The sequence below is a fragment of the Enterobacter sp. Res13-Sevr-PEC09-46 genome (genome assembly GCF_015672585.1).
Taxonomy (GTDB): domain Bacteria; phylum Pseudomonadota; class Gammaproteobacteria; order Enterobacterales; family Enterobacteriaceae; genus Enterobacter; species Enterobacter hormaechei_C.
Genome location: NZ_JADABR010000018.1, coordinates 333645 through 346888, shown reverse-complemented (window position 1 = coordinate 346888; position 13244 = coordinate 333645). Strand labels below are relative to the sequence as shown.

The 13244-nt window shown below is 58.4% G+C and carries 9 protein-coding genes; 6 read left to right on the top strand and 3 right to left on the bottom strand.

Annotation, left to right across the window (positions count from 1 at the left end; all coding sequences use genetic code 11):
- Positions 1-21 precede the first annotated feature (21 nt).
- Positions 22-789, bottom strand: coding sequence for a DedA family protein (locus tag IMQ56_RS13275; protein WP_196064055.1), 768 nt, complete (start codon positions 787-789; stop codon positions 22-24).
- Between the two features lie 118 nt (positions 790-907).
- Entirely contained in the window at positions 908-1753 is an 846-nt protein-coding gene (gene araC, locus IMQ56_RS13270; protein WP_003856402.1) for an arabinose operon transcriptional regulator AraC, read from the bottom strand.
- Positions 1754-2090: 337 nt separating this feature from the next.
- Between araC and araB the strand changes: the two genes are divergently transcribed.
- The 6 genes from araB to rluA all read left to right on the top strand — a co-directional run bounded on the left by araB (position 2091) and on the right by rluA (position 12314).
- Positions 2091-3800 carry a ribulokinase gene (araB, locus tag IMQ56_RS13265; RefSeq protein ID WP_196064054.1) on the top strand — a complete coding sequence of 570 codons (1710 nt, stop codon included), beginning with the start codon at positions 2091-2093 and terminating at the stop codon, positions 3798-3800.
- Positions 3801-3810: 10 nt separating this feature from the next.
- Entirely contained in the window at positions 3811-5313 is a 1503-nt protein-coding gene (gene araA / locus IMQ56_RS13260) for an L-arabinose isomerase (RefSeq protein ID WP_015572656.1), read from the top strand.
- Positions 5314-5399: 86 nt separating this feature from the next.
- Entirely contained in the window at positions 5400-6095 is a 696-nt protein-coding gene (gene araD, locus IMQ56_RS13255) for an L-ribulose-5-phosphate 4-epimerase (RefSeq protein ID WP_023295910.1), read from the top strand.
- A 155-nt stretch (positions 6096-6250) separates the two neighbouring features.
- Entirely contained in the window at positions 6251-8608 is a 2358-nt protein-coding gene (polB, locus tag IMQ56_RS13250; RefSeq protein WP_048220370.1) for a DNA polymerase II, read from the top strand.
- A gap of 127 nt (positions 8609-8735) precedes the next feature.
- Positions 8736-11642: an RNA polymerase-associated protein RapA gene (gene rapA / locus IMQ56_RS13245; protein WP_015572654.1), complete on the top strand. Its 2907-nt coding sequence runs from the start codon at positions 8736-8738 to the stop codon at positions 11640-11642.
- A gap of 12 nt (positions 11643-11654) precedes the next feature.
- Positions 11655-12314, top strand: a complete 660-nt coding sequence (gene rluA, locus IMQ56_RS13240; protein WP_003856412.1) for a bifunctional tRNA pseudouridine(32) synthase/23S rRNA pseudouridine(746) synthase RluA — start codon at positions 11655-11657, stop codon at positions 12312-12314.
- A gap of 31 nt (positions 12315-12345) precedes the next feature.
- On the opposite strand, the gene djlA is transcribed toward rluA, so the two are convergent.
- The gene (gene djlA / locus IMQ56_RS13235) at positions 12346-13161 is read right to left on the bottom strand and encodes a co-chaperone DjlA (RefSeq protein ID WP_015572652.1); all 816 of its coding nucleotides are present in this window, start codon (positions 13159-13161) and stop codon (positions 12346-12348) included.
- Positions 13162-13244 lie beyond the last annotated feature (83 nt).

Here is a 13244-nt window from a genome sequence, read left to right as displayed (position 1 = left end):
AAACGCAGTGCCGCCCGGCGTTTAACGGCTCACCACCTTCAACAGGATCTCACCGTACACCGGCATCAGCGGGTGGCGAATCAGCGCCACCAGCGCCACGACAGCCACTCCCAGCGTCAGCGGGGCCAGCCAGAGCAGGCGCGTGCGCGGAAGATAGCGCGTCAGGCGATCAACACTGGCTTTCGCGCTGCGCCACAGGCGCCAGCAGAGCCAGACCGCCAGCCACAGCAGGACCGCCGTTCCCAGCAGCAGCCACTTGAACTCGCCGCTTTGCATACCGTCAGGAATATCGATCGCCGCGCCCGCCAGGATCCCCGGCAGGAAGTAGAACGGCGGCCAGAAGACGCAGCCGATGATGTTCGGCACCAGAAACTTCGCGACGGGCAGATCCAGCATCCCGGCCACCATCGGCACCAGCGGGCGCGTTGGGCCAACGAAGCGCCCCACAAGGATAGTGAACATGCTGTGCTGGTGCAGCGCGTGCTCGGTTTTATCCAGCAGCGCTTTGTTTTTTTTCATGAACGACCAGCGGTGCAGCGGCTTCTTAAAGCGCCAGCCCAGCCAGAAGGAGATCCAGTCCCCCAGCAAACAACCGATGATACCGGCCATCCACGCCTGCCAGAAATTGACCTCGCCGCTGCCGATAAGCGCCCCAAGCCCTGCCATCATCACGGTGCCGGGCAGGATCAGCCCGACCAGCGCCAGCGACTCCAGAAACGCCACCAGCGCCACGGCGATGAGCGAATACATAACGGACTGGGTAATAAAATGTTCCAGCAATGCCTGCATAACTATTCCGGTCAGAAAACGAATCAGCGATTCTGCTTAGCGCCCTGCACCGCGTCAAGGCATCAATTGTCTGAATAGTTTACAAGATGCGCCTGAAGTTCACCTGAATGTTTACCGATTATTCACATCCCGCGCGGAATTCGCTCGGGCTGGCACCGGTGCACTTCTTAAACACGCGAGAGAAATAGAGCTGATCTTCAAAGCCGACGTTACGCCCGACGGTGGCGATAGGCATTCGGGTGGTGCTGAGCAGCAGTTTCGCCTGGCTGATGCGCTGATCCTCACGCCAGCTGAGTACACTCACGCCAAGCTGCTGGCGGAACAGATGAGAGAGCCGTGACGGCGACAGACACACATGCTGGGCGACGCTGGCAATATCAAACTGGCTGTCGGCAAGGTGGTCGCTGATGTACTGGCAGGCGTCGCGGACGCGGTTGTCCAGCGGCGGATTAAGCGACTCGTTGATGGCCTCCATGCGGCGCAGCAGAACCTGTTCAAGCAGGTTGATGGCCAGCAGTTCGGCGTAGCGCCCGCCCGCCTGCCCTGCCTCAATAATCTGTGCGAACAGCTCACGGAACTGCGCCAGATGCGCCTCATCCGGGCGATATAAACCGGTATGGGCGAAAATGGCCGGCCACGAGAGCCACTCCTGCCAGTAGGCGCGCGGACGGAAATAGACCCACTGGTGATACCACTCTTTGGCATCCGGATGGCGCCCGTAGTGGTGGATCTCCCCCGGCGGGAACAGCAGCATATCACCGGGGCGGCAGATAAACTGCTGATCCCCGTTTTTGACGACCCCTTCTCCGCGTACGGTCAGGTTCAGGATATATCCCTTCATGCCAAGAGGGCGATCGACGTAAAAATCGAGATATCCCTCGGCCTCAATTGGCGTCAGCCCCGCCACCAGATGGGCGTTAAATGAGTAGCCCGGCAGTAAGGGATCGTTTTGCGGTTCGGCCATAGATTCAGTTCTCCCAAGGGTCCTGAAGGAAACCAATTGTCCATATCGATAAAAGCAGTATAAAAATGGCCCGCGAAAAGATCCAAAAAGCATCACGCCTCTTTTACGTCCGCCATGTTTCAGCCTTTCCCCCTGATTTGTCCGCCAGTACGGGCAGATAAGCAGTAACAAAAGTGTCTATAAGTGCGGCAGAAATGTCCACATAGAATATTTGCACGGCGTCACACTTTGCGTGGCTACAGCAATTTAGTCCATAAGATTAGCGGATCCTGCCTGACGATTTTTGTCCCCAGTCTCTAATGTTCTTCCATACCTGTTTTTTGGATGGAGCAACACCATGGCAATTGCAATTGGCCTCGATTTTGGCAGCGACTCAGTTCGCGCGCTGGCAGTGGACTGTACGACTGGCCTGGAGATAGCAACCAGCGTTGAGTGGTATCCGCGCTGGCAAGAGGGGCGCTACTGCGATGCGCCGAACAACCAGTTCCGCCACCACCCGCGTGATTACATTGAATCAATGGAAGCGGCGATCAAAACCGTGCTGGCGGAGTTGACGGACGCCCAGCGGGCCGATGTCGTGGGGATTGGCGTCGACAGCACCGGCTCAACGCCTGCTCCTGTCGATGCCGAAGGCCGCGTACTGGCGCTGCGACCGGAGTTTGCCGACAACCCGAACGCCATGTTTGTGCTGTGGAAAGACCATACCGCCGTGGAAGAGGCGGAAGCCATCACCCGCTTATGCCATCAGCCGGGCAAAACTGACTACTCACGGTATATCGGCGGAATTTACTCCAGCGAGTGGTTCTGGGCCAAGATCCTGCACGTTACCCGCGCGGACGCGTCGGTCGCACAGGCAGCGGCGTCATGGATTGAGCTGTGCGACTGGGTTCCCGCCCTGCTCTCCGGCACCACTCACCCGCAGGATATCCGCCGTGGCCGTTGCAGCGCCGGGCATAAATCGCTGTGGCATGAAAGCTGGGGGGGTCTGCCTCCGGCAGCGTTCTTCGATGAACTCGACCCGATCATCAACAAAAACCTGACATACCCGCTGTTTACCGACACCTTCACCGCCGATATTCCGGTCGGCACGCTCTGCGAAGAGTGGGCGAAACGCCTCGGTCTGCCGCAAAACGTGACCATTTCCGGCGGCGCGTTCGACTGCCATATGGGTGCGGTGGGCGCGGGTGCGCAGCCCAACACGCTGGTGAAAGTTATCGGCACCTCCACCTGTGACATTCTGACGGCAGATAAAGCCAGCGTCGGCGACCGCGCGGTGAAAGGCATTTGCGGTCAGGTTGACGGCAGCGTGGTACCCGATTTTATCGGCCTCGAAGCGGGTCAGTCCGCCTTCGGCGATATCTACGCCTGGTTTGGCCGCGTGCTCGGCTGGCCGCTGGATCAGCTGGCTGCCGCGCATCCTGAACTGAAAACGCAGGTTACGGCGAGCAAAAAACAGCTCCTGCCGCAGCTCACCGAAGCCTGGGCAAAAAATCCGTCTCTCGACCACCTGCCGGTGGTGCTGGACTGGTTCAACGGCCGTCGTACGCCGTTTGCCAACCAGCGTCTGAAAGGAGTGATTACCGATCTCAACCTCGCGACCGACGCGCCCGCGCTGTTTGGCGGCCTGATCGCCGCCACCGCATTCGGCGCGCGCGCCATTATGGAGTGCTTCACCGGGCAGGGCATTGACGTGAACAATGTGATGGCGCTGGGGGGCATCGCCCGTAAAAACCCGGTGATTATGCAGGCCTGCTGCGACGTGCTGAACCGGCCGCTGCAAATTGTGGCCTCCGATCAGTGCTGTGCGCTGGGCGCCGCGATTTTCGCTGCCGTGGCCGCAGGCGTACATGCGGATATCCCGACCGCGCAACAGCATATGGCGAGCGCCGTCGAAAGTACGCTCCAGCCGCAGACTCAGCAGGCACAACGCTTTGAACAGCTTTATCAGCGCTACCAGCAATGGGCAAAAAGCGCCGAACTTCACTATCTCCCTGTCGCCGCCCCGGCCAAAAGCACCGCGGACACTACGGCAACCCTGACACATTAAGGACACGATAATGACCATTTTTAATAATTATGAAGTGTGGTTTGTGATTGGCAGCCAGCATTTGTACGGACCGGAAGCGTTGCAGCAGGTGACGAAACACGCGGAGCACGTTGTGAATGCGCTGAACGCGGAAGCCAAACTGCCGTGCAAACTGGTGCTGAAGCCGCTGGGTACCACCCCGGACGAAATCACCAACATTTGCCGCGATGCCAATTACGATGACAAATGCGCTGGCCTGGTGGTGTGGCTGCACACCTTCTCGCCAGCCAAAATGTGGATCAACGGCCTGGCTATCCTCAACAAACCGCTGCTGCAATTCCACACGCAGTTCAACGCCTCCCTGCCGTGGGACAGCATCGACATGGACTTCATGAACCTGAACCAGACCGCGCACGGCGGCCGCGAGTTCGGCTTCATCGGCGCGCGCATGCGTCAACAGCATGCCGTGGTGACCGGGCACTGGCAGGACGGTCAGGCACAAAAACGCATTGGCTCCTGGATGCGTCAGGCGGTATCTAAGCAGGATACCCGCCACCTGAAAGTGGTGCGTTTCGGCGACAACATGCGCGAAGTGGCGGTCACCGACGGTGATAAAGTGGCCGCGCAGATTAAATTTGGCTTCTCCGTCAACACCTGGGCGGTGGGCGACCTGGTGCAGGTGGTGAATGACATCAGCGATGGCGACGTTAACGCGCTGGTGGACGAGTACGAAAGCAGCTATCGCCTGACGCCTGCGGCACAGGTCAACGGTGACAAGCGCCAGAACGTGCTGGATGCCGCACGTATTGAGCTGGGCATGAAGCGTTTTCTGGAACAGGGCGGCTTCCATGCCTTCACCACCACCTTTGAAGATCTCCACGGCCTGAAACAGCTCCCGGGTCTGGCGGTACAACGTCTGATGCAGCAGGGCTACGGCTTTGCGGGCGAAGGCGACTGGAAAACTGCCGCTCTGCTTCGCATCATGAAGGTGATGTCGACCGGTCTACAGGGCGGCACCTCTTTTATGGAGGACTACACCTACCACTTCGAGAACGGCAACGATCTGGTGCTCGGCTCGCACATGCTGGAAGTGTGTCCATCCATCGCGGTTGAAGAGAAACCGATCCTCGACGTGCAGTACCTCGGCATTGGCGGCAAAGCGGATCCGGCCCGTCTGATCTTCAACACCCGTACCGGCCCGGCCATTAACGCCAGCCTGATTGACCTCGGCGATCGTTTCCGCCTGCTGGTGAACTGCGTCGATGCGGTTGAAACCCCGCATTCTCTGCCGAAGCTGCCGGTCGCCAACGCTTTGTGGAAAGCGCAGCCTGACCTGCCAACCGCCTCGGAAGCCTGGATCCTGGCCGGCGGCGCGCACCACACCGTATTCAGCCACGCGCTTGACCTGAACGATATGCGTCAGTTTGCCGAGCTGCACGACATCGAACTGACCGTAATTGATAACGACACCCGTCTGCCAGCCTTTAAAGACGCGCTGCGCTGGAACGAAGTCTATTACGGTTCAAAACGCTAAGTACGGAGTGCCCGGTGGCACTTCGTTTACCGGGCCTACCGTTCTGTAGGCCGGATAAGCGCAGCGCCAACCGGCAGGAGACGACAATGTTAGAAGATCTCAAACGTCAGGTACTCGAAGCCAACCTGGCGCTGCCAAAACATAACCTCGTAACCCTGACATGGGGCAACGTCAGCGCCGTTGACCGGGAAAAAGGGGTGTTCGTGATCAAGCCTTCCGGCGTGGATTACACGGTAATGACCGCAGAAGACATGGTGGTGGTCAGCATCGAAACGGGTGAAGTGGTTGAAGGCAATAAAAAGCCCTCCTCCGATACGCCCACTCATCGCCTGCTGTATCAGGCCTTCCCGACCATCGGCGGGATTGTGCATACCCATTCGCGTCACGCGACCATCTGGGCGCAGGCGGGCCAGCCTATTCCGGCCACCGGCACCACCCACGCGGACTACTTTTACGGCACCATTCCCTGCACGCGTCTGATGACCGATGCGGAGATCGGCGGTGAGTACGAATGGGAAACGGGGAACGTGATTGTCGAAACCTTCGAAAAACAGGGAATCGACGCGGCGCAAATGCCCGGCGTGCTGGTGCACTCCCACGGCCCGTTTGCCTGGGGTAAAAACGCGGAGGACGCGGTGCACAACGCGATCGTGCTGGAGGAAGTCGCCTATATGGGGATCTTCTGCCGCCAGCTGGCACCGCAGCTGCCGGATATGCAGCAAACCCTGCTGGATAAGCATTACCTGCGTAAGCACGGTGCGAAAGCCTACTACGGGCAGTAAACCCTTGCCCGGTGACGCTGCGCTTACCGGGCCTGCGGAACCTGTAGGCCGGATAAGCGCAGCGCCATCCGGCGGAACAGATACTGTATAAAACTCCAGCAAACACCCCTCAACCAGGCTATAATCAGGCCTGGTTTGTTTTATGGGATAACGCCGTGACGCAGGCGCAAGAAGGCTTTTTACTGACCAGACACTGGCGGGATACCCCTCAGGGTACTGAGGTTGAATTCTGGCTGGCAACGGACAACGGCCCACGAAACGTTACGCTCCCGCCGCAGGAGTCCGTGGCCTTTATTCCTGAAGCTCACGTCGAGAAAGTGAAACAACTGCTACGCGGCGAAAACAACTGGCGCCTTACGCCGCTTCAGCTGAAAGATTTCCACCGCCAGCCGGTTTACGGCCTCTACTGCCGCGCCCATCGCCAGTTAATGCGCTATGAAAAGCTGCTTCGTGAAGCAGGCGTGACGCTTTACGAGGCCGACATTCGCCCGCCTGAACGCTTTCTGATGGAGCGGTTTATCACCGCCCCCGTCTGGGTAGATGGCGCCGCGCAAAACGGCAGGATCGTTAACGCGCGCCTGAAGCCTAATCCGCACTATCGCCCGCCGCTAAAGTGGGTGTCGCTGGATACTGAAACCACCCGCCACGGCGAACTGTACTGCATTGGCCTGGAAGGCTGTGGGCAGCGGGTTGTCTATATGCTCGGGCCGCCGAACGGCGATGCGTCCGCGCTGGATTTTAATCTGGAGTACGTCAACAGCCGCCCGCAACTGCTGGAGAAGCTTAACCAGTGGTTTGCCGAGCACGATCCGGATGTTCTGATCGGCTGGAACGTAGTGCAGTTTGACCTGCGCGTGCTGCAAAAACATGCCGAGCGTTACCGTATCCCGCTGATTCTGGGGCGCGGCAACAGTGAGCTGGAGTGGCGTGAGCACGGTTTTAAGAACGGTGTTTTCTTCGCGCAGGCTAACGGTCGCCTGATTATCGACGGCATCGAGGCGCTGAAATCCGCCTTCTGGAACTTCTCTTCCTTCTCGCTGGAAGCGGTCGCCCAGGAACTGCTCGGCGAAGGTAAATCCATCGACAATCCCTGGGACCGAATGGACGAGATCGACCGGCGCTTTAATGAAGATAAGCCGGCGCTCGCTACCTATAACCTGAAAGATTGCGAGCTGGTGACGCAGATCTTCCACAAAACCGAGATCATGCCGTTCCTGCTGGAGCGCGCGACGGTGAACGGTCTCGCGGTCGACAGGCACGGCGGCTCGGTAGCGGCCTTCAGCCACCTCTATTTTCCGCGAATGCACCGGGCAGGGTACGTTGCCCCCAACCTCGGGGACGTGCCGCCGCAGGCCAGTCCCGGCGGGTACGTGATGGACTCCCGGCCAGGATTGTATGACTCGGTGCTGGTGCTGGATTACAAAAGCCTCTACCCGTCGATTATCCGCACCTTCCTGATCGATCCCGTCGGGTTGGTTGAGGGCATGGCGCAGCCAGACGATGCGCACAGCACCGAAGGTTTTCTTGGAGCACGCTTCTCGCGCGAAAAACACTGCCTGCCCGAAATTGTGGGAAACATCTGGCACGGCCGCGACGAGGCGAAGCGCCACGGCAACAAGCCGCTCTCACAGGCGCTGAAAATCATTATGAACGCCTTTTACGGCGTGCTGGGTACCAGCGCCTGCCGCTTCTTTGATCCCCGTCTGGCGTCTTCCATCACCATGCGCGGGCACGACATTATGCGCCAGACCAAAGCGCTGATTGAATCTCGGGGCTATGACGTGATTTATGGCGATACCGACTCCACCTTTGTCTGGCTGAAAGCGGCCCATTCAGAAGACGACGCCGCGCGAATCGGCAAAGAACTGGTCGCCTACGTGAACGACTGGTGGCGCGAAAATTTGCAAAAAGAGCGGTTAACCAGCGCGTTAGAGCTGGAGTTTGAAACCCATTTTGCCCGCTTTTTAATGCCGACCATTCGCGGAACCGACCAGGGCAGCAAGAAGCGCTACGCCGGGCTGATTCAGGAAGGTGACACGCAGCGGATGGTCTTTAAAGGGCTGGAGACGGTGCGCACCGACTGGACGCCACTGGCGCAGCAGTTCCAGCAGACGCTCTACCTGCGGGTGTTTCGCAACGAGCCGTATCAGGACTACGTGCGCGACACCATCGCCAGCCTGATGGCGGGTGAACTGGATGACCAGCTGGTGTATCGCAAGCGCCTGCGCCGCCCGCTGGCCGAATATCAACGTAACGTTCCTCCCCACGTACGCGCCGCGCGGCTGGCGGATGAAGAGAATGTTCGCCGGGGCCGTGCGCCGCAGTATCAGAACCGGGGTACGATCAAATACGTCTGGACAACTAACGGCCCGGAACCCGTTGATTACCAGCAGTCTCCGCTCGATTACGATCACTACCTGACCCGCCAGCTTCAGCCGGTTGCGGAGGGAATTTTACCGTTCATCAATGACGACTTTGCTACACTAGTGACAGGACAACTTGGGCTATTTTGACGCGTGACGAAACCGTTGCCATCCAGTACCATAGCGCCCTTTCCATTCCCGGACCCATTTTTCGATGACCGTCTTTTTTGACGGGGTCGAACTATTGCCTGCAATTAAAGATTAGAGCCGAACAACTATGCCTTTTACACTTGGTCAACGCTGGATCAGCGATACAGAAAGCGAACTTGGATTAGGAACCGTCGTTGCCGTCGATGCGCGCATGGTTACCCTCCTTTTCCCTGCTACCGGTGAAAACCGCCTGTACGCTCGCAATGACTCCCCTGTTACCCGCGTAATGTTCAATCCGGGCGACACCGTGACCAGCCACGAAGGCTGGCAGCTGAAGGTTGAAGACGTAAAAGAAGAGAATGGACTGCTCGCCTACATTGGAACGCGTCTTGATACCGACGAGACGAATGTTATCCTGCGTGAAGTGCTGCTCGACAGCAAACTGGTTTTCAGCAAGCCGCAGGACCGTCTGTTTGCCGGGCAAATCGACCGAATGGATCGCTTCTCCCTGCGCTACCGCGCGCGTAAGTTCCAGAGTGAACAGTACCGCATGCCGTGGAGCGGCCTGCGCGGCCAGCGTACCAGCCTTATTCCCCATCAGCTGAATATCGCCCATGACGTGGGCCGTCGCCATGCGCCTCGCGTGCTGCTGGCTGACGAAGTGGGCCTGGGTAAAACCATCGAAGCAGGCATGATCCTGCACCAGCAGCTGCTCTCTGGCGCTGCCGAGCGCGTGCTGATTGTGGTGCCGGAAACGCTGCAACACCAGTGGCTGGTCGAGATGCTGCGCCGCTTTAACCTGCGCTTCTCCCTGTTCGACGACGAGCGCTATGCCGAAGCCCAGCACGACGCGGACAACCCGTTTGAAACCGAACAGCTGGTGATCTGCTCCCTGGACTTCGTACGCCGCAGCAAGCAGCGCCTGGAGCACCTGTGCGACGCAGAATGGGATCTGATGGTCGTCGACGAAGCGCACCACCTCGTCTGGAGCGAAGATGCGCCAAGCCGTGAATACATGGCGATTGAGCAGCTTGCCGAGCGCGTACCGGGCGTTCTGCTTCTGACCGCCACCCCGGAGCAGCTGGGTCTTGAGAGCCACTTCGCCCGTCTGCGCCTGCTCGATCCGAACCGATTCCACGATTTTGAGCAGTTTGTTGAAGAGCAGAAAAACTACCGTCCGGTGGCGGACGCCGTTGCGCTGCTGCTGGCCGGTAATCGTCTCTCTAATGATGAACTTAACACCCTCAGCGATCTGATCGGCGAGCAGGATATTGAGCCGCTGCTTCAGGCCGCGAACAGCGACAGCGATAATGCGGGATCTGCGCGTAAAGAGCTGATCGACATGCTGATGGACCGTCACGGCACCAGCCGCGTGCTGTTCCGCAACACCCGTAACGGCGTGAAAGGCTTCCCGAAACGCGAGCTGCACACCATCAAACTGCCGCTGCCGACCCAGTACCAGACGGCGATTAAAGTCTCCGGCATTATGGGCACCCGTAAATCAGCGGAAGATCGCGCGCGCGATATGCTCTACCCGGAGCAAATTTATCAGGAATTTGAAGGCGACACTGGCACCTGGTGGAACTTCGATCCGCGCGTGGAGTGGTTAATGGGTTATCTGACCGCGCACCGTTCCCGGAAGGTGCTGGTGATCTGCGCCAAGGCAGCCACCGCCCTGCAACTTGAACAAGTGCTGCGCGAGCGCGAAGGTATTCGCGCCGCCGTGTTCCATGAAGGCATGTCTATTATCGAGCGCGACCGCGCTGCGGCGTGGTTTAGTGAAGAGGACAGCGGCGCGCAGGTTCTGCTGTGCTCCGAAATCGGTTCTGAAGGCCGTAACTTCCAGTTCGCCAGCAATCTTGTGATGTTCGATCTGCCGTTTAACCCGGATCTGCTGGAGCAGCGAATCGGCCGTCTGGATCGTATCGGTCAGGCGCACGATATTCAGATCCACGTTCCGTATCTGGAGAAAACCGCCCAATCCGTTCTGGTTCGCTGGTACCACGAAGGCCTGGATGCGTTTGAACATACCTGCCCGACGGGCCGCACCATTTATGACCAGGTGCATAGCGATCTGATCGGTTACCTCGCGGCGCCGGAAAACACCGAGGGCTTTGATGAGCTGATCAAATCCTGTCGAGAGAAGCACGACGCGTTGAAAGCTCAGCTGGAGCAGGGTCGCGATCGCCTGCTGGAGATCCACTCCAACGGCGGTGAAAAAGCGCAGCAGCTGGCCGAAAGTATCGAAGAACAGGACGATGACACCAGCCTGATCAGCTTCTCCATGAACCTGTTCGACATCGTCGGCATTAACCAGGACGATCGCGGCGAGAACATGATCGTGCTGACCCCGTCCGATCATATGCTGGTGCCGGATTTCCCGGGCCTGCCGGAAGACGGCTGCACCATCACCTTTGAGCGTGATGTGGCGCTTTCCCGCGAAGATGCACAGTTCATCACCTGGGAGCACCCGCTGATCCGCAACGGTCTGGATCTGATCCTCTCCGGCGATACCGGCAGCAGCACCATCTCCCTGTTGAAGAACAAAGCCTTGCCTGTGGGCACGCTGCTGGTGGAGCTGATCTACGTTGTGGAAGCGCAGGCGCCGAAACAGCTTCAGCTTAACCGCTTCCTGCCGCCAACCCCGGTGCGTCTGCTGCTGGATAAAAACGGTACGAACCTGGCCGGCCAGGTGGAGTTTGAAAGCTTCAACCGTCAGCTGAGCGCGGTGAACCGCCATACCGGCAGTAAGCTGGTGAATGCGGTGCAGCAGGACGTGCATGCCATTCTGCAACTGGGTGAAGCCCAGGCCGAAAAAGCGGCCAGAGTGCTGATCGATGCGGCGCGTAGCGAAGCCGATGAGAAGCTTTCTGCCGAGCTGTCGCGTCTGGAAGCGTTGAAAGCAGTGAACCCTAACATTCGTGACGATGAGCTGGCCGCCATTGAGAGCAACCGCCAGCAGGTGCTGGAAAGCCTGAATCAGGCGGGATGGCGTCTCGACGCCCTGCGTCTTATCGTTGTGACGCATCAGTAAGCGGAGCGCAAGATGGTAATGGAGCCCTACAATCCCCCGATGGATCCGTGGCTGGTCATTCTGTATCAGGACGAGCATATTATGGTGGTTAACAAGCCGAGCGGCTTGTTATCCGTGCCGGGGCGTCTGGAAGAGCATAAAGACAGCGTGATGACGCGTATCCAGCGTGATTATCCCCAGGCCGAGTCTGTCCATCGTCTGGATATGGCGACCAGCGGCGTGATTGTGGTGGCTCTGAATAAAGCGGCAGAACGCGAGCTGAAGCGTCAGTTCCGCGAGCGCGAGCCGAAGAAACAGTATGTCGCGCGCGTCTGGGGCCATCCGGCACAGGCGGAAGGGCTGGTGGATTTACCGCTGATTTGCGACTGGCCGAACCGGCCAAAGCAGAAGGTGTGTTACGAAACCGGCAAGGCCGCGCAAACCGAGTATGAAGTGCTGGAGTACGCGCCGGATAACACCGCGCGCGTCCTGCTGAAGCCGATTACCGGGCGCTCCCACCAGCTGCGTGTGCATATGCTTGCGATGGGTCACCCCATTCTGGGGGACAGATTCTATGCGCCGCCGGAAGCGCTGGCGTTAGCGCCGCGCCTGCAACTGCATGCGCAGACGCTCACCATCACCCACCCTGCTTTCGGCAACGCCATGACGTTCAAAGCCCCGGTGGACTTCTGAAAAAATGGCCCGACACTGTCGGGCCATTTTTTTATTTAAAACCTTTCTGCTCTTTAATTAGCTCGTAGGCTTTCTGGATTTCCTGCGCTTTCTGTTTCGCCATCTCCATCATCTCTGGCGGCAGGCCTTTCGCCACCAGCTTATCCGGATGGTGCTCGCTCATCAGCTTACGATAGGCGCGTTTGATGGTCGTAACATCGTCAGACGGCTTCACGCCGAGGACGTTACAGGCATCTTCAAGCGTAGGGCCACGCTGCGCCTGCTGCCAGCCGCCGCCGGACGATTGCTGCTGATAACCGCCGCCAAAGTGCGCGCCGCCCTGCATCATGCGCAGGAACTGATCGAACTGCATGCGGGAAATGCCCAACTCTTCAGCAATCACATACAGGACGTCCCGTTCATTCGGATGCAGAGAGCCATCCGCGAAGGCGGCCTGGATTTGAATTTCCAGAAACATCCGAATTAAATCAAAACGCCCGAAACAGATGCTACGGAACTGCCGCATTTTTTCACGCAGCGGGTAGTGATCTGATTTACCAATCCGAAACGCATTCTGCGCCGCGATGCGGGATTCGCCGTGCAGATTCATGCGATCCATAAAGACGCTGGCCACCTGAATATCGGCTTCCGTTACGCGTCCTTTTGATTTGGTTAAGTGCCCCATCACCTCGAAGGTGGTGGAGAAAAAGAGTGACTGGCGCTCGCGCTGGTTGGCAAACCAGGCCATTTTGCGGCTGCGTGCTTTATCAAACATATGGCCGATAATGAGGCCAAGAACAACACCCCAGAATCCGGCACCCATAATAATTGCGAACGCAACGCCGATTATTTTACCCCAATACTGCATATACTCCCCGAATGCTCATGTTCCTGGCCGACGCAACGCCATCATTACAGTGGTCGCGCCACGGTCAATTGAGGGACATCGCC

Coding starts and splice junctions, on each gene's coding strand:
- IMQ56_RS13275 (WP_196064055.1), bottom strand. CDS start 789: ATGCAGGCATTGCTGGAACATTTTATTACCCAGTCCGTTATGTATTCG.
- araC (WP_003856402.1), bottom strand. CDS start 1,753: ATGGCCGAACCGCAAAACGATCCCTTACTGCCGGGCTACTCATTTAAC.
- araB (WP_196064054.1), top strand. CDS start 2,091: ATGGCAATTGCAATTGGCCTCGATTTTGGCAGCGACTCAGTTCGCGCG.
- araA (WP_015572656.1), top strand. CDS start 3,811: ATGACCATTTTTAATAATTATGAAGTGTGGTTTGTGATTGGCAGCCAG.
- araD (WP_023295910.1), top strand. CDS start 5,400: ATGTTAGAAGATCTCAAACGTCAGGTACTCGAAGCCAACCTGGCGCTG.
- rapA (WP_015572654.1), top strand. CDS start 8,736: ATGCCTTTTACACTTGGTCAACGCTGGATCAGCGATACAGAAAGCGAA.
- rluA (WP_003856412.1), top strand. CDS start 11,655: ATGGTAATGGAGCCCTACAATCCCCCGATGGATCCGTGGCTGGTCATT.
- djlA (WP_015572652.1), bottom strand. CDS start 13,161: ATGCAGTATTGGGGTAAAATAATCGGCGTTGCGTTCGCAATTATTATG.